The organism is Shewanella pealeana ATCC 700345 (assembly GCF_000018285.1).
GTDB lineage: Bacteria > Pseudomonadota > Gammaproteobacteria > Enterobacterales > Shewanellaceae > Shewanella > Shewanella pealeana.
Window position 1 is genome coordinate 1,134,992 of the sequence record NC_009901.1, and the last position, 20,821, is coordinate 1,155,812.

21 protein-coding genes are annotated in these 20,821 nt (G+C 45.9%); 12 read left to right on the forward strand and 9 right to left on the reverse strand.

The window, feature by feature from the left end; translation table 11 throughout:
* The first annotated feature begins 9 nt into the window (after window positions 1-9).
* On the forward strand, window positions 10-1,329 hold the full coding sequence (locus SPEA_RS04845; protein ID WP_150102205.1) for an Ig-like domain-containing protein: 1,320 nt from the start codon (window positions 10-12) through the stop codon (window positions 1,327-1,329).
* 74 nt (window positions 1,330-1,403) lie between these two features.
* On the opposite strand, the gene SPEA_RS04850 is transcribed toward SPEA_RS04845, so the two are convergent.
* The 3 genes from SPEA_RS04850 to SPEA_RS04855 all read right to left on the reverse strand — a co-directional run bounded on the left by SPEA_RS04850 (window position 1,404) and on the right by SPEA_RS04855 (window position 2,965).
* Entirely contained in the window at window positions 1,404-2,021 is a 618-nt protein-coding gene (locus SPEA_RS04850) for a DUF1294 domain-containing protein (RefSeq protein WP_012154188.1), read from the reverse strand.
* A gap of 44 nt (window positions 2,022-2,065) precedes the next feature.
* A complete protein-coding gene (locus SPEA_RS22640) occupies window positions 2,066-2,359 on the reverse strand; it encodes an ArsR/SmtB family transcription factor (protein WP_083766705.1) in 294 nt (97 codons plus the stop codon).
* Between the two features lie 105 nt (window positions 2,360-2,464).
* Window positions 2,465-2,965, reverse strand: coding sequence for a hotdog fold domain-containing protein (locus SPEA_RS04855; RefSeq protein ID WP_012154190.1), 501 nt, complete (start codon window positions 2,963-2,965; stop codon window positions 2,465-2,467).
* Between the two features lie 173 nt (window positions 2,966-3,138).
* Here SPEA_RS04855 and SPEA_RS04860 point away from each other — a divergent pair, with 173 nt between their 5' ends.
* A complete protein-coding gene (locus SPEA_RS04860) occupies window positions 3,139-4,056 on the forward strand; it encodes a polyprenyl-phosphate transporter (protein WP_012154191.1) in 918 nt (305 codons plus the stop codon).
* A 122-nt stretch (window positions 4,057-4,178) separates the two neighbouring features.
* Here SPEA_RS04860 and SPEA_RS04865 read toward each other — a convergent pair whose 3' ends face one another.
* Complete coding sequence (locus SPEA_RS04865; RefSeq protein WP_012154192.1) at window positions 4,179-4,523, reverse strand: DUF3634 family protein; 345 nt, start codon at window positions 4,521-4,523, stop codon at window positions 4,179-4,181.
* A gap of 174 nt (window positions 4,524-4,697) precedes the next feature.
* Here SPEA_RS04865 and SPEA_RS04870 point away from each other — a divergent pair, with 174 nt between their 5' ends.
* Complete coding sequence (locus tag SPEA_RS04870) at window positions 4,698-4,880, forward strand: hypothetical protein (protein WP_012154193.1); 183 nt, start codon at window positions 4,698-4,700, stop codon at window positions 4,878-4,880.
* 126 nt (window positions 4,881-5,006) lie between these two features.
* Here the strand turns inward: SPEA_RS04870 and SPEA_RS04875 are convergent, their stop codons facing one another.
* The 4 genes from SPEA_RS04875 to aptA all read right to left on the reverse strand — a co-directional run bounded on the left by SPEA_RS04875 (window position 5,007) and on the right by aptA (window position 9,310).
* Entirely contained in the window at window positions 5,007-5,741 is a 735-nt protein-coding gene (locus SPEA_RS04875) for a TorF family putative porin (RefSeq protein ID WP_012154194.1), read from the reverse strand.
* A gap of 153 nt (window positions 5,742-5,894) precedes the next feature.
* Complete coding sequence (locus SPEA_RS04880; RefSeq protein WP_041411293.1) at window positions 5,895-6,269, reverse strand: cupin domain-containing protein; 375 nt, start codon at window positions 6,267-6,269, stop codon at window positions 5,895-5,897.
* A gap of 80 nt (window positions 6,270-6,349) precedes the next feature.
* Window positions 6,350-7,855, reverse strand: a complete 1,506-nt coding sequence (locus SPEA_RS04885; protein WP_012154196.1) for a CoA-acylating methylmalonate-semialdehyde dehydrogenase — start codon at window positions 7,853-7,855, stop codon at window positions 6,350-6,352.
* A 114-nt stretch (window positions 7,856-7,969) separates the two neighbouring features.
* Window positions 7,970-9,310, reverse strand: coding sequence for an omega-aminotransferase AptA (gene aptA, locus SPEA_RS04890; RefSeq protein WP_012154197.1), 1,341 nt, complete (start codon window positions 9,308-9,310; stop codon window positions 7,970-7,972).
* Between the two features lie 275 nt (window positions 9,311-9,585).
* Between aptA and SPEA_RS04900 the strand changes: the two genes are divergently transcribed.
* The 5 genes from SPEA_RS04900 (at window position 9,586) to SPEA_RS04920 (ending at window position 14,497) form a co-directional block, all read left to right on the forward strand.
* Entirely contained in the window at window positions 9,586-11,085 is a 1,500-nt protein-coding gene (locus tag SPEA_RS04900) for an aldehyde dehydrogenase (RefSeq protein ID WP_012154198.1), read from the forward strand.
* Between the two features lie 201 nt (window positions 11,086-11,286).
* Window positions 11,287-12,483: a MerR family transcriptional regulator gene (locus SPEA_RS04905; protein WP_012154199.1), complete on the forward strand. Its 1,197-nt coding sequence runs from the start codon at window positions 11,287-11,289 to the stop codon at window positions 12,481-12,483.
* A gap of 35 nt (window positions 12,484-12,518) precedes the next feature.
* Window positions 12,519-13,055: a GNAT family N-acetyltransferase gene (locus SPEA_RS04910; RefSeq protein ID WP_012154200.1), complete on the forward strand. Its 537-nt coding sequence runs from the start codon at window positions 12,519-12,521 to the stop codon at window positions 13,053-13,055.
* 125 nt (window positions 13,056-13,180) lie between these two features.
* Window positions 13,181-13,738: a class IV adenylate cyclase gene (cyaB, locus tag SPEA_RS04915; protein ID WP_012154201.1), complete on the forward strand. Its 558-nt coding sequence runs from the start codon at window positions 13,181-13,183 to the stop codon at window positions 13,736-13,738.
* 66 nt (window positions 13,739-13,804) lie between these two features.
* On the forward strand, window positions 13,805-14,497 hold the full coding sequence (locus SPEA_RS04920; RefSeq protein WP_012154202.1) for an aspartate/glutamate racemase family protein: 693 nt from the start codon (window positions 13,805-13,807) through the stop codon (window positions 14,495-14,497).
* A gap of 160 nt (window positions 14,498-14,657) precedes the next feature.
* Here SPEA_RS04920 and SPEA_RS04925 read toward each other — a convergent pair whose 3' ends face one another.
* Window positions 14,658-15,965: an NAD(P)/FAD-dependent oxidoreductase gene (locus SPEA_RS04925; protein ID WP_012154203.1), complete on the reverse strand. Its 1,308-nt coding sequence runs from the start codon at window positions 15,963-15,965 to the stop codon at window positions 14,658-14,660.
* Window positions 15,966-16,206: 241 nt separating this feature from the next.
* Here SPEA_RS04925 and SPEA_RS04930 point away from each other — a divergent pair, with 241 nt between their 5' ends.
* From SPEA_RS04930 to SPEA_RS04945, 4 genes are all read left to right on the forward strand, one after another.
* Window positions 16,207-16,755 (forward strand): cupin domain-containing protein, encoded by a 549-nt coding sequence (locus SPEA_RS04930; RefSeq protein ID WP_012154204.1) that lies wholly within the window; start codon window positions 16,207-16,209, stop codon window positions 16,753-16,755.
* A gap of 497 nt (window positions 16,756-17,252) precedes the next feature.
* Entirely contained in the window at window positions 17,253-18,014 is a 762-nt protein-coding gene (locus SPEA_RS04935; protein ID WP_012154205.1) for a gamma-glutamyl-gamma-aminobutyrate hydrolase family protein, read from the forward strand.
* A 2-nt stretch (window positions 18,015-18,016) separates the two neighbouring features.
* Window positions 18,017-19,366, forward strand: a complete 1,350-nt coding sequence (locus SPEA_RS04940) for a glutamine synthetase family protein (protein ID WP_012154206.1) — start codon at window positions 18,017-18,019, stop codon at window positions 19,364-19,366.
* Between the two features lie 257 nt (window positions 19,367-19,623).
* Window positions 19,624-20,724, forward strand: a complete 1,101-nt coding sequence (locus SPEA_RS04945; protein ID WP_012154207.1) for a polyamine ABC transporter substrate-binding protein — start codon at window positions 19,624-19,626, stop codon at window positions 20,722-20,724.
* Window positions 20,725-20,821 lie beyond the last annotated feature (97 nt).

Sequence of the window (20,821 nt, forward strand, 5' to 3'; positions counted from 1 at the left end):
GAGATACAGGTGACTCCGGCGGACGCTAGGGTCAATATTAATGAAAAGCAGCAATATAAAGCCCAAGCATTCTATAGTGATGGACACAGCGAAGATGTAACAAAAATTGCGACCTGGAACATAGATAACGACTCTGTTGCCAATGTGGTGCTCAGTGGCGAAAAGGCTGGCTTAGTAAGTGGCATTAGTCATGGCGAAGGGAATGTTATGGCAACCTTTGAATCCCATACCGGGAAAGCCAAGGTTAACGTTACAGATGTTGAATATTTAGGGATTAACATCGAGCCTGCTAACTCTTTAGTCGAGGTCGGGGCTTTTCAGCCGTTAACAGCGCTAGCAGTTTACCGTGATGCGGTTGGTGGTGTGAGATATAAAGATGTCACTTTACTGAGTGCCTGGCGTACTGAAAATCCCGAGATTGCGACAGTATCAGCAATAGGGGTCATTAAAGGTGAAGCGCAAGGCATGACGAATGTAGAAGCCTATTATCACGATCTCTACGGTGAAGCCCTGGTGAGTGTCGTTAACTCTCTGGTGACCAAACTCACGGTCACGCCCGATAACTTATCGGCCCCTGTTGGCACTAAAGGGCGTTATCAGGCGATTGCTGCCTATATCGATAGGCCCGATGAAGATGTAACTGAACTTGCAACTTGGTCTTCTAGTGATATTGATGTGGTGCATATCGTCACCTCGGGTATTGATGGTGGAACAGCGAGTGCGAACAAAGTGGGCAGCAGTGAGATCAGTGCGCAATTTGAGGATATTGTTGATAGCGTAAATGTTCAGGTTACTGCGGCTGTGATAGAGCGAATAGAGATAACTCCACGAGTCGATACTGTTTACTTGGAGAATATAACCCAGTTTTATGCCCACGCTTACTTCTCTGATGGAACCGTGCTAGATGTCACCTTAGACGCTAACTGGAAGAGTGATAGTCCCCAGATCGTCACGATCCAAACGGGGAGTTCGAGAGCAGGGCAGGCCATGGGAGTGAGCCAAGATGGAGCGGCCAGCATTTCGGCAGATTACGCTGGATTTAGTGATAGTTTATCGCTTAAAGCTGTACCGAACATGCCTGAAAGTATCGAAATTATTCCAAATGAATTGACACTTAAAAACGGTGGCTATGCAGAGGTACAGGTGATGGTGACCTATAGTAATGGTGATGTGTATGACTACGCTAAATATGTCGATTGGAGCTCAAGTGATGATAGCATCGCCTATGGCCATCAAGATGTGATTCGCGCCGAAGGTGTGGGTCACGCCACGGTGACAGCTACTATGGAAACGGTATCTGGTTCGGCAGAGGTAACCGTGACACCTTAAGCTTTTTTAAGCACAATTGACTCAGTTTAAACGAAAAAAGCAGCCGCTAATTTGGGCTGCTTTTTTTATTTGCTTTAGCTTAACACTGTGTTCAACTCTGGCCGATGGATAAGATAAATAAGTGCTAGATTTATGCTTATCGTTAACCACAGGATAAACTTAAATCTGCTCTTAGCCGACTTGTGTCTGAGCCACTGTTGGGCAAGCAGTGCACCGGGCCAGCCACCAGCCACACTTAATAGGTGCAGCTTTAATTCACTGACACGCCAACCTTGCTTCTTGGCTGCTCGTTTATCCCAACCATAGGCGATAAAGGTCACTAGGCTCGCCGAGATAAAGTAGAGCAGAAGCCAAAGAGGGGTGTGTTGTAGTGAGTAGCTAATGCTCAAGGTGGCAAAAAAGCCGAGAGCCACAGTTATGCTTAATCGATTTGGTTTGCTGCTAATTTTTCGGCTCGACTTTACGCTGCCGCCACTGAGCAGTTGCGCTTTTTCAGCGCGCCACTTACCTTGCTTGTCTTTAGCTAAGGTAAATTGGACTTGCTTACCGCTTTGCGGCCTAGGACTCTGACTAGCAAAGGCTGAAATATGAAGAAAAACCTGCTGTTTTTGCTCTGGGATTTGAATAAAACCAAATCCCTTATCGTCATTCCAACTGTCTATCACACCCGTTGATACTTGAGCTTTTGTCATCGAGATCTATCTACTTCTATTCACTAGGATCTAACCACGCGTTGTTAACAAGACTCTCCAGTGCAGCACTCATCTTGCAAGAACTGAATAAGACCTTCCAGACAATCAAATTGCGGGATGCAGTGTAGTACTCGGCCTTCTCTGTGCTGCTTCACCAGTCCGGCAGACATTAAACTCGATAGATGATGGGATAAGGTCGAATTTGGGATCTGCAGGATCTCCTGTAAATGGCCTACAGGTAGACCCTTTCGTCCCGCTTTAACTAGCGCCCTAAATAGGGTTAATCGAGTAGGGTGACCTAACTCTTTCAGCGCTTTTGCTGCAATTTCTGTGTCCATATACATAACTCGCAAAGAAAAATATGTTTCGGTAGTTTTGGAAATAATAGCAGGAAAACACTGACCGACAAACGATAATTTTGTCGGCCATTATTGTGCTCGTTTCTAAGATGGTTTCTTGGCGGGTTTTTCTGAAATCCACAGTTTAATCGTGCCTCGTACAACCACTACTCCATCGGTGTCATAGGCGGTAACGGGCACTAGCATGTCACCGGGCACCCACTGTTCAGGCTCAACTTCGGCAATACAGGTTATATCACTGCCAGCTTTGGCGGTGTAGTCTACGCTCATCCCTTTAGGGATCCACCTTAAGTGATGAGGAATAGATGCTTCAGCCATTACGCCCATCGCCATCTCTAGTCCGTTACAGATAGCAATCACATGTACCGTCTGAATATGATTGTGCACCGCCTTGCGTTTCTTTATCTGGCAGACACAGCGATTCACATTTAATTCACTTATGATGGGTTTTACTGTACCGAAGTAAGGCGCCATGCGGCTCACCATAAGTGAGAAAATCTTGTGACCAAATGGCAATCGAGTGACACGGTTATAGAGTGACATGACTTTGGTGGGCTTATTATTAGTATTTAGATCGCTCATCATTGCTTGTCCATTTTAATATGCTTTACTGGTCGGATGAGATTAACATCGAATTAACATAAAATGCTAGCCGAAGGTTAATTTAGCTTTATAAAAGTAAACTTCATTTCCTTTTTGATTGTAATGGAACGTATAATTTTGGCCGACGAACAGTCTTGACCGAATTAAGGATTAAAGTGAATTATTTACAGACCTACCTTAAAGGTATGGCAATGGGCGCAGCGGATGTGGTGCCTGGTGTTTCCGGTGGTACTATCGCCTTTATTACGGGTATCTTGGACCCACTACTGGAAAGCATTAAAAAAATTAGACCCTCTTTACTGGGCGTGATTAAAGAGAACGGAGTTAAAGCGGCCTTTATGCATATTAATGGTCCGTTTTTAGTCTGTGTGTTTGGTGGTATTTTGACCAGTATTTTAACTTTGGCTAAGTTGATTACTTATCTGTTGGAGAATCACCCTATTCCAGTATGGTCGTTCTTTTTTGGTCTTATCTTGATCTCGGTCATTCATATGCTCAAGCAAGTTAAGGGCTTTACACTTGGGCGTATAGCCTTATTTGCCTTGGGAGTCGTGTTTGCTTGGGGCATTACCATGTTAAACCCGATTGCGGTTGAGATGACCTATCTGAATGTGTTCTTGGGCGGCTGTATTGCCATTACCGCGATGATCTTACCTGGCATTTCGGGTAGCTTTATCTTGCTGTTACTTGGCTTATATACCCCAGTGATTGGCGCGGTTAAGAATTTTGACCTCGCAATTATGGCTACCTTTGCCGCTGGTGCCGCTATCGGCATACTCTGCTTTAGCCACGTATTGTCAGCACTGCTAAGAAAGTATCACGATGCGACATTGATGTTTTTAATTGGCTTGATGCTTGGAACATTAGGCAAGATCTGGCCTTGGAAAGAGGTGCTAACTTTTCGTGAAAACTCAAAAGGCGAAATGGTACCACTCGATGAGCGCGTGTTATCGCCCCTGCAGTATGAGCATATAACCGGTCAGCCTTCATTGCTAATGTATGCGGTTACCGCCATGTTTGCCGGTATTTTATTAGTATGGGGCTTAGAGCGATTTGCTAATAAAACACGTTAATTGATACCTTAAAAACAGATCTATCGAAAGCCAGCTTATTAGCTGGCTTTTTTTGGGTTGTAGCGGGAAGTAAGCAGGGCTATTGAGCATAGACCTGCAAAGCGTTGCTAGTGGTGGAGCGACTACGATGTCTTGCGGCTGTTATCGACCTGCTTCTTGTCGTAATACTCAAACGGAAACAGGTTTCTAATGCGCTGGGTGATGGTATCACTGACGTTAGCAGATACATGCAGGCGAACATCCCCTTGTTTCTCTGCTCTTACGGTGCAGGTGAGCTTGTTTGATTTAGCAATGGCGCGGCACTCTTTGGCAAACTTATCCGGTATTTTCCCCTTATGCGAGGTCATTCTCCCGTCCTTAAAGTGCATCTCGAACAGCGTTAAGCCTCTCTTACCACTGAAAATTAGCTTATAGATAATAAACACGGCGATGGCGATAAAAATAATTTTAAGCAGGGTTGGGGTCATGCGCTTTCCTTTTCTTTCGATTTTAGCCCTTAAGTTAAGATACTCTTGCTCAAGCTAATTTAAAAGTGCGCCACAGCACACAATCGCGAGATTTATAATTTGTGCTAAAGTGAATATGGAGTGGCTGCTAGCCAAGGGATTTATTGGCTTCTAAAACAAGTTAAGGACGACACCATGCAAATATCAAATTCTGAACGCTGGCTTGAGCTTTGTCAGAAGCAGGCGCAACTTATCGAAGAACTATCGGAAATTTTCCCAGAACGTCGCGAGCAGCATAAACAATTAAGTGACCGCTGGCGTCAGGTGGCAGATCACCTGAGCCATGAAGAGTTTGAGCATATGGCTAAATTAAAGTAGATATCGAGAGTTAGTTGAGAGCAAAACCTAAAAGAAAAACCGCCTTTCGGCGGTTTTTTATTGGGGGAAACTGTTTAGACTCGCTTTAACTTCTTAGCATTAATTGCATAGCTGCAAATTTGTAGCTTAAAAAGCATAACTTACGGTCGCAAGCACAGTGCCATCATTTCTCCATGGCTCTTTGGAATCGATGATGTTGTCATCACTTAAGTTAGTATCTAACCAAGCAAGAGATAGGCCTACACCACCAAGCTCAGTTGAGACTCCAATAGAGTAGTCGACATAGTCTTCACCCCAGTCACCCATATCAGGGTCATTCACACCTTCACCATAGCTGTAACCTACATGGGCATCGATGCTCCAGTTCTCGAAGATCTCATAGGAGTAGTTTAGCTCGGTGTAGTTTAGTGATAGATCTGCATTAGCGTAGTCATTGGTGTACCACTGCGCCAGATGGAAGCCGCCATAGTAGATGCCAGCATTAAGTTCTAGATATTGGCTACTATCATCCTGACCTGGGTATGTGTAATAGGTGAGTGTAACGTCATATTCCCACTCTTCATCGGCACCAAAGGCTCCCCAATAACCGGCATAAATATCTATCTCTACATCGGCATCATAGCTATCTTTATCAACATTACTCGCCCAAGCACCAAAGAAGAGACCATTTTCTAGGCTGTAGTCTAAGCTGCCTTGAACAGCAAAGTCGCCGGCAGTTTGAGATACACCGCGGAAGCGGTAATCGTTAGTGGCACTGATCTCGCCAGAGAACTCCGCTTGAGCTAGAGGGGCAAATAGCGCGGTAGAAAGTGATAGACCGACAATCTGGGCAATCCGTTTTTTATTGAGTTTCTTATACACGGTAATTTCTCCATTTTACTATGTTGACTGAGATGCTTTATTTTTAAGTGTTATACCAATCCCTTGTAGGAAGTTGGCGTTAAGCATCCTTTGGTTTTGCCAAACAGCAGCACAATGCTACGACCTCATGGCTCTAGGTGATTTCCTAAACGTCTACTGTTGGGCGTTAGCTTCGAAAATCACATATACCTTACGGCAGTTATCTAGCACCTCCCAGGTGCCTTCAAACCCTGCTGGAATGACAAACCTGTCACCCGTTTTCACCGTTATGCTGTGACCATTGTTATCGGTGACCTTGCTGGAACCCGATAAAATCTCACAATATTCATGTTCGCTATAGCTAACTTTCCAGCTGCCTACATCGCCTTGCCAAACGCCTGCGTGGAACTGTTCGCAATCGCTGGAGTAGTGGTTTTGTAACTCTTGCCCTGGATTACCTGCCAGCACTTTTTCGGCATCGAGTTTATAGCGCTCGATAGCGGTATTGAGCTTGGCAAAGTTAAGGATTGAATCTATGTTTTGCATCATGAGTGCTTCCATTTCACTGCTTAGTTAGCGCGGGTAAAGCTAAACCAAAAAAGCGCGGCCTAAGCCACGCCTCGTTATTGTTACTTCATTGTCGGCATCACAAACTCGGCCTTGGTGCCAGCGGCACTCTTGTTAGTCGATTGCGGCCAACGAGCGGTAATGGCTTTGCGCTTGGTATAGAAACGCACACCATCTGGGCCATGCATATGCAGAGGACCAAACAGAGAACGCTTCCAGCCACCAAAGCTATGGAATGCCATCGGCACAGGAATTGGCACGTTTACGCCTACCATGCCCACTTGTACGTTGTGGCAGAAGTGGCGCGCAGCCTCACCACTTTGAGTGAAGATGGCGGTGCCATTACCAAATTCATGATCGTTTATTAGTTGCAGCGCTTCGCTGTAATCTTTTACGCGCACGATGGCGAGAACAGGACCGAAGATCTCTTCCTTATAAATGGTCATCTCTGGGGTCACATGGTCAAACAAGCAGCCACCTAAGAAGTAGCCTTGCTGGTGATCGGTAACAGATAGCTCTCGCCCATCGGCAAGTAGCTGAGCACCCTCATTGACGCCAGTTTCGACATAATTGCTGACCTTTTCCAGATGCTGAGCCGAGATAAGTGGGCCCATGTCCATCTCTGGGGTGACGCCATTGCCGACTTTAAGCGCCTTGATCTGTGGCAGCAGTTTTTCGACTAATGCATCGCCCGATTCACCTACAGCCAATACCACAGAAATCGCCATGCATCGCTCGCCTGCACTACCATACGCCGCGCCCATCAAGGCGCCAACCGCTTGGTCAAGATCGGCATCGGGCATCAATAGCATATGATTCTTCGCGCCGCCTAGGGCTTGGACGCGCTTGCCGTGAGCCGATGCTGTTGAGTAGATATACTCGGCAATTGGGGTTGAACCGACAAAGCTAACCGCTTGCACATCTTTGTGTGTCAGTAGGGTATCAACGGCTTCTTTGTCGCCGTTAACCACGTTAAATACGCCATTTGGCAAGCCTGCTTCGGTGAGGAGTTCGGCCATGCGCATTACAGAGCTTGGGTCTTTTTCCGATGGCTTCATGATGAAGCTGTTACCGCAAGCAATTGCGATAGGGAACATCCACATAGGCACCATTACTGGAAAGTTAAACGGGGCAATACCCGCAACGACGCCGAGTGACTGGTTAAGGGTCCAAGCATCGACGCCACCACCGACCTGCTCGGTATGCTCGCCTTTCAACAGGTGTGGAATGCCACAGGCAAACTCGACGACTTCAAGGCCACGAATGATTTCACCTTTTGCATCGTCAAGTACCTTGCCGTGTTCACGGGTGATAAGCTCTGCAAGCTCATCCATATTGGCTTCGACTAAGGCTTTAAACTTAAACAGTACGCGAGAGCGATTAAGCGGCGTGACTTTAGACCATGACTCATGGGCTTTTTTTGCAATTTCGATGACGCCAGCGACTTCAACGGCGCTAGCAAGAGAGACTGTGCCACGTTGCTCACCTGTTGCAGGCTCGAAGAAAGCTTGAGTACGTTGGCTTGGCGCAGAGTGACCGCCGTTAATGTAATGGTTAATGGTGTGCATAACGCAAAATCCTAATGATCACTCCCCAAAGGGAGCAAATTGTGTTTATAAGTAATGGTTTTGCCCATTGCATTAACGCTGCTATCTCGGGTGGAAATGCAATGGGTACAGAGATTAACCGACAGCTTTAATCGCATCGCTAAGGGTATTAACGATCTGATCTATTTGCTGTTTGTCGACAATTAACGGTGGTGAAATCGCGATAATGTCACCGGTAGCACGCACTAAGGTGCCAGCTTCGAAACAGTGCTCGAATATCCCGAAGCCGCGCTTACCCACGCCCTTTTCGCTAGGAGCAAATTGAATGCCGCCAACAAGGCCTGTGTTGCGAATATCAATCACGTTCGGTAAGCCTTTTAGGCTGTGTACTGCATCTTCGAAGTAGCCTTCAAGCTCTTTAGTACGATCGAACAGCTTTTCATTTTCATAGATATTGAGAGTGGCAAGTGCTGCCGCTGCGGCTACTGGGTGGCCGGAATAGGTGTAGCCATGAAACAGCTCGATAGCGTTTTCAGGCCCCTGCATACAGGTATCATAGATATTATCGTCAACCAGTACTGCGCCCATTGGGATTGCGCCATTATTGAGTGCTTTTGCCGTGGTGATCATATCGGGTACTACGCCCCAACGCTGACTGGCAAAGGCGTCGCCAACACGACCAAATGCTGTAATCACTTCATCAAAAATAAGTAGGATGCCGTGCTTTTTGGTGATCTCGCGAAGCTTTTGCAGGTAGCCTTCTGGCGGCAAGATAACCCCTGCCGAGCCAGACATCGGCTCGACTATTACGGCGGCGATGTTTTCTGCGCCGTGCAGGGCAACCAGTTGCTCGAGTACTTCGGCTTTCTCGGCGCCTGTTTTTGGCATGCCGCGACAAAAGGCATTGCCTTTCATGTCTAATGTATGGGGGAGGTGGTCAACACCTTGTAGCAACTGCTGGTTAAAGGTCTTACGGTTATTACCGATACCACCAACAGAAATGCCGCCAAAGCCAACACCGTGATAACCCAGTTCGCGACCAATAAAACGGGTGCGAGTCGCTTCACCATTAGCGCGGTGATAGGTAAGGGCGATTTTTAGTGCGCTGTCGACAGATTCTGAACCTGAATTAGTGAAGAAGGCTTTATTTAGCCCTTTAGGACTGATTTGGGCTAAACGCTCGGCTAGCTCAAAGGCTAAAGGATGACCCATCTGAAAAGAGGGCGCGTAGTCCATTTCGTGGATCTGTTTGCTGACCGCTTCAGAGATCTCTTTACGTCCGTGTCCGGCGTTACAGCACCACAAACCTGCTGTACCGTCTAATATGGGGCGACCTGCGACATCTTTATAGTACATACCTTCGGCATGGGCGAGCATTCTCGGGCTCGACTTAAACTGCCTATTTGCCGTAAACGGCATCCAGTAATGTTCTAATGATTGCGCATCGCTTTGATTGTGCATCTGTGGATCTGCCATATCATCTACCTTGATTCAGTTTAATTATTGTTTTTATCTGTTGCTTTTTTAGGCAAGCGGTCGATATATTCCATGCTATGTCAGAAATAATGAACATGAAAGCTTTTTGTGCATTTATTTGTAGCAAAAATGAAGTTTTTGTAAAATATATTGAAATTAAGATGCTAATAAGCGTAATCTTTAGCCACACCTTTTTGTGGTAATCCGCCTGTAGATGGCGCTTTAACCGCATTAACCCTTATTCTAATTATTATATTCAGCGTTAAGAGGTCATCATGAGCACACCAGAAAGCCGCACTCAGTGGCAAGCATTAGCAGATTCTATGTCGATAAATGGCTCCGCCTTTATTGCCGGCGAGTATATTGACGCACAATCAAAGCAAACCTTTGACTGTATTAGCCCGATTGATGGCAAGGTCTTAGCTAAGGTGGCCAGTTGTGATGAAGCTGACGCCAATATTGCGGTACAAAATGCCAGAGAGACATTTGAAAGCGGTGTGTGGGCGAACCTTGCGCCAGTTAAGCGCAAGCAAGTGATGATACGTTTCGCAGACTTGCTAGAGCAAAATGCGGACGAATTAGCGCTATTAGAAACCTTAGATATGGGTAAGCCTATTCAATACTCTAAGGCGGTGGATGTGGCGGGGGCTGCCCGTGCAATTCGCTGGTCTGGTGAGGCGATTGATAAAATTTACGATGAGATCGCGCCGACGGCCCATAATGAAATTGGCATGATCACTCGGGAAGCCGTAGGCGTGGTTGCAGCAATTGTGCCGTGGAACTTCCCTATGCTAATGGCGTGCTGGAAACTCGGTCCAGCGCTTGCAACGGGTAACAGCGTGGTGTTAAAACCCTCTGAGAAGTCGCCGTTAACCGCGATTCGTATGGCGCAAATTGCCGTTGAAGCGGGCATTCCAAGCGGCGTATTAAACGTGCTGCCAGGTTTTGGACATACGGTAGGTAAGGCGTTGGCGCTGCATATGGATGTCGATACCTTGGTATTTACCGGCTCAACTAAGATTGCTAAGCAGTTGATGATTTACGCGGGTGAGTCAAACATGAAGCGCGTCTGGTTAGAAGCGGGCGGCAAGAGCCCGAATATTATCTTCAATGATGCGCCAGATCTGAAAAAAGCAGCCGAGGCAGCAGCCTGTGCGATTGCCTTTAACCAAGGTGAGGTCTGCACCGCAGGTTCACGCTTGCTGGTGGAGTCAGGTGTCAAAGATGAACTTATCGCCTTGATAGCGCAGGAGCTTAAGGGCTGGACGCCGGGACATCCGCTCGATCCAAATACCACCTCTGGCGCTGTTGTCGATAAGCAGCAGCTAGATAATGTGCTTGGCTTTATTCAGTCAGGGATCGATGACGGCGCCACCTTAAATCACGGAGGCTCTCAGGTGATGCAAGAATCGGGTGGTGTGTATATCGAGCCGACAATTTTCTCCAATGTAGACAACAAGATGACCATTGCCAAAGAGGAGATCTTTGGCCCCGTTTTATCTGTCATTACTTTCGATGGCATGCAGCAGGCGATTGAGATTGCTAATGATACTATCTATGGCCTAGCAGCTGGTGTTTGGACGTCTGATATCAATAAAGCTCACAAGACCGCGAAGGCACTTCGCAGCGGCATGGTGTGGATTAATCATTATGATGGTGGCGATATGACGGCACCATTTGGCGGCTATAAGCAGTCGGGGAATGGCCGAGATAAGTCGCTACATGCGTTTGACAAATACACTGAAATTAAGGCCACTTGGTTGGTGTTAGAGTAGTTAAAACTTGAGTATATCCTGATGGCACGCTGGCCCCAATAGGGTGGTGTTATTACGGTACTTTAAGCCCCTGAGTGCAAACTTGGGGGCTTTTTTATTGGGCCGTTCTCGCCGATTACTGTTAACTTCATTCGTGCGAATATTATCTTGACCTGTCTATAGCTTCATAGTTTATCGTATGCGTTAACTGGAGGAAATCCTATGTACCGAATTACTGAATTAGCCCAAAAAGTCGGCTTAAGCCGTTCGACGCTTTTGTACTACGAAAAGTTGGGATTGATTTCGGCACAGCGTCAAGCCAATGGCTACCGAAGTTACTCCGAGCAAGACGTTCAACGCTTAAAGTTATTGCAGCAGCTGCAGGCGGGGGGATTAACCCTTAAAGAGTGTCAGAGCTGCTTAGAAACCAGAATCGATAGAGAGTTGTTATTAGAGCGCCTTAAGGTGCTGGATGAAGAAATAGCCCAGAAACACAAGGCGAGAGAACTGCTCGGTGCAATGCTGGGTTTGAGTTCGATGAGAGAGTGGCACCAAACCACTGAAAAACAGGCTCCCAATGCACATCTAGATTGGTTGATGAAGCAGGGCTTCGATGAAAAACAAGCGCTAAGACTTAAGTGGCTATCAAAAGATATGAATGAACATGAGCAGTATATGGCTGACTTTGAGCTGATTTTTACTGGGTTAACAAGATTAGGCCCTGGTACCGAAACAGACTCACGAAGAGCGCTCAATGCTGTTCAACGCCATAGGGTTAAGGCTGAGCCGCTAAACTTTGCCGGTGAGTTATTAGAGATAGCCTGCGGTAAAGGGATCGCGAGTCGTGTGTTGGCTCAGCATTCTGAATTTGCTATCACTGCGCTGGATAATGATCAGTCTAGTTTGGACGCCTTGCAACAGAGTTTGCAGCCATTAACACTAACTCAAAAAGTGACAACCGTGTGTGCGAGTATGACTGAGTTGCCGTTTGAGCAGCATCAATTCGACGTCATCTGGTGTGAAGGTGGCGCTTATATCATGGGAGTTGAGCAAGCTTTTAACGACTGGAAGTCTCTTCTCAAGCCTGAAGGCTACTTAGTCATTAGTGATTTAGTCTGGGCTACAGATAAACCTAGTGGTGAGTCGCACGAATTCTGGCAACAAGAGTATCCAGATATGGTCACTGTAAAGCAGCGCATTGAGCAGGCTAAGTTGGCAGGCTATGAGTTGATTGATAGCTTTCCACTCAGTGAGCAAGCTTGGAGTGATTATTATCAGCCGCTTCAGACTCGTATCGATGAGTTAGCGCCTTTGATGCCGAACTCAAAGGCGCTGTTAGACGTTAACAAAGAGCTAGAAATAGCAGCTAAACGGCAAGGTCAGTTCGACTATCAAATGTTGATCTTACAAAAGATTTAATCACTCCAGATTATAAGATTATTAGGAAAATAGAGATGAAGTTTTTACAGTGCAACACAGATAACGCCAAAGCGATCTCGCATCTTTTCAATGAAACCTTTACCGCCTCAGAAGGCGTGGATGAAGGTAAGGTCATTGGTGAGTTAACCACAGAGCTAATGTGCACCACAGCGAGTGAAGACCTGTTTATCTTTGTAGCTATCGAGGCCGATACACTCGCTGGCTGCATTATGTTTTCAAAGTTAACTTTTGCAACTGGCATTAATGCTTTTATCTTGTCACCTGTTGCGGTTCAACCTAGCTTTCAACGACAAGGCGTGGGCCAGAAACTGATTCAGTTTGGCCTGGATAGCTTGCAAAGCAAAGGTGTAGAGCTTGCCTTTACCTATGGCGATCCAAACTATTACTCGAAAGTGGGTTTTAAGCAGATAAGTGAAGAGGTCGTAAAGGCGCCTCAAGCATTAACTTATCCTGAAGGTTGGCTGTCACTGTCACTTACTGGTGACGAGTTACAGCCAGTGATAGGCCGCTGCAGTTGTGTAGCTGCATTAAATAAAGCCGAGTACTGGTAATACTTTCCTAGCTTATTAGCATAATAAATCCAGAAACTTTAACTCAGTCGCTAACGATATAATCTTAAACGGCTATCATTGCTGTGAAGTGAAATGTCAGTAAAGCCTAGTGAGAACCTAACCCTATGAGTCATGAACATTTTAAAGGTCGATTTGAGGTCGAACTGAAGTATCGTTTGGCCGATAAGCAAGCTTTTTTAGCGGTACTGAATTCGCTAAAGCATGAGGTGATGTTTGAAGATAATATCGAGTCAGACTGGTATTTCGATACCCCAAACCAGCAGCTTTTAGCGCAAAATAAGAGTGTCAGCATACGTGAGTGTAAGCCGTCGGGGATCAAGCTTTGGATAGTTAAAGGGCCTGAGGCCGATCGCTGTCAGGCCACCAATATCACAGATGTCGATAATGCCAAGAGCATGCTTAATACCATGGGTTATGAGCTCAAATTAGAGATGGTAAAGCAGCGCAGTATCTACTTTGTCGGCAAGTTCCATATTACGGTGGATCACTTAGCTGGGATAGGTGATTTTGCCGAGTTTGCCATCATGACCGATAACGAAGCCATGTTAGAAGTCTATCGTGCTGAGCTGGTGGATTTAGCGGCTCAATTTGGACTGACGGAAACACAACTTGAGCACAAATCATATCGTAGCCTTCAGGCAAGCAAAGCTGATAATAGATAGTTACTCTTGAGTTAAATACAGATTGAAAATTCCTAGAAATGACTAATAAATATAGGGCTGCAAAAAATGAAAACAATAGGTATGTTAGGCGGCATGAGCTGGGAGTCTACTGCAAGTTACTATAAGGCTGTCAATGAAGGAGTAAAGGCAAGGCTCGGTGGTCTGCACTCTGCAAAAGTGTGTCTCTATAGTGTCGATTTTGAACAAATAGAAAGACTGCAGCATGCTGGAAAGTGGCAAGAGACGGCGGAGATATTGTCTGATGCGGCTAAAAATGTTGCAGCTGGCGGCGCTGATTTTTTACTCATTTGTACGAATACAATGCATAAGGTGGCGGATGAGATCCAGGCTCAGCTCTCAATTCCTATTTTACATATAGCCGATGCAACTGCAGCAAAGCTGGTGGCTAATGGGGTGACTAGAGTGGGCCTGTTGGGGACGCGATTCACCATGGAGCAAGATTTCTATAAAAGTCGGCTGATAAACCAATTCGGTATAGAAGTGATAGTTCCAAATGAAGCGGAGCGCAATCTTGTGCATCAGGTTATTTATGAGGAGTTATGCCAAGGGGTGGTTAACTCCACTTCAAAGCAGCAATATCTGGATATCGTTAATGCCTTACATGCACAAGGAGCCCAAGCGGTCATTCTGGGGTGTACCGAGATTGCATTATTGGTTGGGCAACAAGATACCCAAGTGCCTCTCTATGATACGACAGCGATCCACTGTGAATATGCGGTCGAGATGGCATTAAGTTAAGAAGTTACCCAGAGATAATGCGATGACTTCGAAAGGTAAGAAGAGGCCATGAAAGACCTGAAGAATACGAAGAAAAGCTAACCTGATATTTTCTTTTCTTCGTGTCCTCAGTGTAGTGAACAGAGTGAACGCTTCGTGGTTGATCGCTTTTAAAACACGGTTAAAAAATATCTTTGAATCTATGGTACAGCATGCCCATTGCTAATAGTGGCGAGCGCAGGTGCGGGCCGCCGGGAAAGGTCATATGGGGGATTTTGGCAAACACATCGAAACGTTCGGCTTGAGTGGTAATTGCCTCGGCGATTAGCTTTGCTGCCATATGGGTGGCATTAACGCCGTGACCCGCATACGCTTGGGCATAAAAGATATTCTTGGCATCGGGTAGACGACCGATTTGCGGTAATCGGTTAGCGCCGATGCCCATCATGCCGCCCCATTCATAGTCGATACGCACGCCTTTTAGCTGCGGGAATACTTTTTCAAGATTGGGTCTTAGAGCGGCTTCGATATCTTTTGGATCTTTACCAGAATAGGTACACAGACCGCCAAATAGCAGGCGGTTATCTTCAGATAGATGGTAGTAATCAAGATCAACCCTTAAGTCGGCAAAGGCCATATTTTTAGGAATGATGGCATCACATTGCTCCTGCGTTAGCGGCTCGGTGGCCAAGATGTAGGTGCCAGCAGGTAATACTTTGCTGCCAATGTTCTGTTCTAAATCGACGCCTAAGTAGGCATTGCCAGCAAGGACTAAGTATTGGCAATTGACTTCGCCATGCTCAGTAATCACCTTAGGCTTATCGCCCTTAATGATTTTTGTTGCGGCGCTGTATTCAAACATCTTAACCCCTAAGCTGCGGGCAACTCGGGCTTCGCCTAGGGCTAAGTTAAGCGGATGCAGGTGACCACTGGCCATATCCACTAAGGCGCCTTGATAAAAATCGGAGCCTATAACCTCACCGATGCGAGACTTGTCGAGTAAGGTCATGTTGTGGCCGTAGCCTATCTTGCTCAAGTGTTCAAAATCTTCTTCAAGCTCCGTCATATGGCGGGGTCGAATCGCTAAGTCGCAGTAACCCATCTGCAAGTTACAATCGATATTGTGCTCGGCTACGCGTTGCCTAACGATATCTACTGCCTCGAAGCCCATCTGCTCGATGGCCTTAACGCCTTCGCTGCCAATGATATTGCTAAACTGGCTAACGTCATGACCAATTCCACGGATAAGTTCTCCACCGTTACGCCCAGAAGCGCCCCAGCCGATCCGCTTAGCCTCAAGTAACGCCACACTGAAGCCTTTTTGTGCTAATTCGATAGCGGTATTAATACCGCTAAATCCACCGCCCACCACACACACATCTACATCAAGCACCTCTTCTAAGCGTGGTGATTGATGTAATTCTTTCGCTGTTGCAAAGTAATATGATGCGGGATATTGGTCGCTATGCACCGGGCTTCTAGTTGACATCTTCTCTCCAAGTATATGTTTTTATTGTAAGTTGGAATGCTGACGGTATATTCTATGTTATATAAATAAATTATTTACATATGTTCGTTATTTTTAACACGCTTTCCTGTAGAATACAAACTCGCTTACTAGAATTCATTACGCTGTTAATCAAAATCGGCTCTAGTCGTGCCGAGGACTCCTTGTATGACTCTGCATGTTGTTGGAGGCAAAGAACGGTTACTTCAATTAGGGGAATATTTTGGATATCGGAGAAAACCTTAAACGGGTGAGAAAAGAAAAGGGCTTATCCCAACGAGAGTTGGCTAAGCGTGCAGGAGTGACCAACAGCACTATCTCAATGATTGAGAAAAATAGTGTGAGCCCTTCGGTCAGTTCACTTAAAAAAGTACTTTCAGGTTTGCCTATGTCTTTAGTGGATTTCTTTTCTATCGAAGACTCCACATTGGTAGAGCAGAAGGTGGTATATCGTAGCGATGAGCTATTAGATATCGGCGACGGCATGCTGGACTTTAAGTTGATTGGTCGAGACTTTCCCAATCGCGCTATGTCTGTGATGAGCGAAACCTACCCACCTGGGTCGGATACTGGCATTGAGATGCTTAAGCATGAAGGTCAAGAAGCTGCCATGGTCATTGAGGGACGTCTTGAGCTGACTGTTGGTGAGGAAGTCTTTGAGTTAGAAGAAGGCGATAGTTATTACTTTAATAGTGAGTTACCCCATCGTTTTCGTAATCCGTTTGATGAGCCTTGCCGCATCATTAGCGCCACAACACCTGCTAATTTTTAGTTTATTTCCTCTGTTTTCTGTAAAGCTAGCTTACCGGAGAGTGTTTCACTTTCTTAACGGTAACTAGCTTGTTATCTATATCAATATTCTGCAGTTTTCCCTTTATATAACATTACCCGCTAGGCAGTTCTACTCGATGCTGTTTTTATGCTTTTATGTAAATAATTTTAAGCATCAGCTGTGCTTGAATGTGACCTGTATCATACTCGATGTTTATGCTTTTAATGCATAAAAAACTTATTATTATGCATTTTAACATAAAGCGATACAAACCTTGTTCCGCGTAACTCGTTGATATTCAACTTGTAATCTTGTTTGTTTGTTTTATTTAACAATCCTTTCACCTTCGCTATTGCCTAGTTAATTGATTCCGTGTAGTGTGTGAAAAAATGAACGATTGAGTGGTAACTGTTCATTATTCAAAATTTCGTAAATCAAGATAAAAACTATACAAAAATAATTCTAAAAATTACGAAGCAAAGGATTGAAGGTGTTTTATGTCAGAAGTTGGGCTCGCAGTTGTTGGCGTGACAGCATGTAATATGCAGTTGGGCTTACACCCCTTTAATATAGTGGGTGAAAAGTATCTTCTAGCAATCGCAGATGCGACACAATCTTGGCCATTGGTTATTCCAGCTTTAGGGCATTGCCCTGCCGAGGTTGTACTTTCTCGTTTGGACGGAATTTTATTCACCGGCTCCCCCTCAAATATCGAACCGCATCATTTTGACGGCCCCGCAAGTGATGAGGGAACACATCATGATCCTAAGCGCGATGCGACAACCTTACCTCTGTTAAAAGCGGCAATTGATGCTGGCGTGCCAGTGCTTGCGATCTGCCGTGGCTTTCAAGAGATGAATGTTGTGTTTGGTGGCAGTTTGCATCAAAAGTTGCATGAGCTGGGCGGGTTTATTGAGCATAGAGAAGACAAAACGAAATCCGTAGAAGTGCAATATGGTATTTCCCACGAGGTTCAAATAGAACCTGGGGGACTGCTTCACGATGCATGGGGCCGCAGCTCTGCAGAGGTGAACTCTGTCCATACCCAAGGCGTAGACCGCCTTGGGGTTGGGTTGCGGCCAGAAGCATATGCAACCGATGGTCTGATAGAAGCCTTTTCTGTCAGAAACGCAAAGAATTTTGCACTAGGTGTGCAGTGGCATCCGGAGTGGAAGGCACTTGATAGTCCTTTTTATACCGCGATCTTTGAAGCTTTTAATAAAGCATGCCAGCGCCGTGCAGCAAGCAGAGTGAAATAAATATGAAAAAGTTAGTCAGTTATTTAAAAGAACACAAAATTACCGAAGTTGAATGTGTCGTCTGCGATATGACAGGCATTGCACGTGGCAAGATTGCGCCTGTTGGCAAGTTTATTGACGAGAAAGGCATGCGTTTGCCAGAAAGTGTGTTGTTGCAGACGGTAACAGGCGACTATGTCGATGACGAATCTTATGATGCGCTACTCGATGAAGCGGATATCGATTTTGTCTGTGTCCCTGATGAAAACGCCGTGTTTAAGCTGCCATGGACCATAGAAGCAACCGCTCAGGTGATCCACGATACCTATGACAAGATGGGTAACCCTATCGAGTTGTCTCCTCGTAACCTGCTAAAAAAAGTGCTTAAACTTTATGACGATAAAGGTTGGAAGCCAGTGGTTGCACCTGAGATGGAGTTTTATTTAACGCGCATTAATGAAGATCCTGATCAACCACTTATTCCGCCAGTTGGTCGCTCGGGCCGCCAGGAGTCGGGTCGCCAGTCTTTTTCTATCGACGCAGCGAATGAGTACGACCCGCTATTTGAAGACATGTATGACTGGTGTGAAGAGCAGGGCTTAGATATCGACACCTTAATCCATGAAGAGGGCACCGCGCAGATGGAGATTAACTTCTCCCATGGTGATGCACTGTCTCTTGCTGACCAAGTCTTTGTATTCAAGCGTACCCTACGCGAAGCCGCGCTTAAGCATAATGTTTGCGCCACCTTTATGGCGAAACCTGTAACTAATGAGCCCGGCAGTGCGATGCATCTGCATCAGAGTATTGTCGACACTAAATCGGGCAATAACATCTTCTCCAATGAGGATGGCACTAAGAGCCCGCTGTTTTATAGCTATATTGGCGGTCTGCAAAAATTCATTCCTGAGTTATTGCCACTATTTGCGCCAAACGTGAACTCCTTCCGCCGCTTCCTACCGGGCGCTTCGGCTCCGGTTAACCTTGAGTGGGGCGAAGAAAACCGCACTTGTGGTCTGCGAATTCCAGAGTCTTCACCGCAAAACTTGCGTATTGAAAACCGTATCGCAGGCGCCGATGCCAACAGCTACTTGTCGATAGCGGCGAGTCTGTTATGTGGTTACATGGGCATGGTCGATGATGTTAAGCCATCGACGCCAGTGCAAGGCCGTGCAAATGAGACCCGCGGCGGCGCGGCACTGCCATTAACCCTTGAAGAGGCGTTAGCCATCATGGCCGAAAGCTCGGCTTGTCGAGAATACTTGGGCGATATCTTCACCAATGGTTATATCGCGGTGAAACAGGCCGATCTTGAGAACTACCGCCGCGTGATCAGCTCATGGGAGCGTGAATTCCTGCTGCTGACGGTGTAGGTATGAGTTGCAGCGAAGCGTTTTGGGGACGTGTCGCTGCAGTTGAAACTGATTGCAATATGTAAAGTAAGTTATTCATACAGATAGCATTTTAATGAGTGTTATCTATATGAAAGCTGTAAAGCAGTACCACACTGCCGATGCGGTTTTTCAGGTGTAGCATTGGTGAACAATAAGAACTAAAGCCGACAATACGGCAACACAATGTATGGACAGCAGAGGTCGATTTACTGCTGCTACGCTACCAAGGAGATAGCATGAAACTTTTTAAAAAGGCGACCACACTTGCCCTCGTCACCGCAAGTGTAATGGCTTCGACTACCGCATACGCTGAGGAAGTTGTTCGAGTTTATAACTGGTCAGATTATATTGCCGAAGATACCTTAGAGAACTTCCACAAAGAGACTGGCATCCGTGTTGTTTATGATGTGTTTGACAGTAATGAAGTGGTTGAAGCTAAGCTACTTTCAGGTCGCTCTGGTTACGATATCGTTGTTCCATCTAATAGTTTTCTCGCTAAGCAAATTAAAGCGGGTGCCTTCCAGAAGTTAGATTCTAATCAACTACCAAATCATAAGAATTTAAGCCCAGAGCTAATGACTCAGTTAGAGTCAGCCGATCCGGGTAATCAATACTCTGTACCATACCTTTGGGGAACCAATGGTATCGGTTATAACGTCGAAAAAGTTAAAGCTGTACTGGGGGAAGATGCGCCTGTTGATTCTTTAGAGCTTATCTTCAACCCTAAGTATGCCGAGAAGGTGTCTCAGTGTGGATTGTCTTTGCTTGATAGTGCCGATGAGATGATCCCGATGGCGCTTATCTATCTTGGGCTGGATCCAAACAGCACTAAAGCGGATGACTTTAAGAAGGCCGGTGAAGTGCTTGCTAAGGTGCGCCCTTATATCACTTACTTCCACTCATCACGTTATATCACTGACTTAGCGAATGGCGATATCTGTGTGGCATTTGGTTATTCTGGCGATATTTTCCAGGCTGCGGATCGCGCCGATGAAGCTGAAAATGGTAATACCATCGAATATTCAATCCCTAAAGAGGGCTCAAACCTTTGGTTTGATATGTTAGCCATTCCTGCTGATGCGGCTAACGTTAAAAACGCTCACACCTTTATCAATTATCTGCTGCGCCCAGAGGTGATTGCGCCTATCACTAACTATGTGGCTTATGCGAACCCGAACGTGCCAGCGTTGCCGTTAGTGGATGAAGATGTGCGTACTAACACTTCTATCTACCCAACTAAAGAGGTGTTAGATCGTTTATATGTTGGCGATGTGCGTCCAATGAAATCACAGCGTTCATTAACGCGAGTTTGGACCAAAGTGAAATCAGGCTACTAAGTAGAATAGGGCAAGGTATCGTCTTGCCCTTTTTGATCGGAAAGAAACAGATAAATAGATACAAAGGGCGGAGGTTATCGCCCTTAGTTGGAGAAGT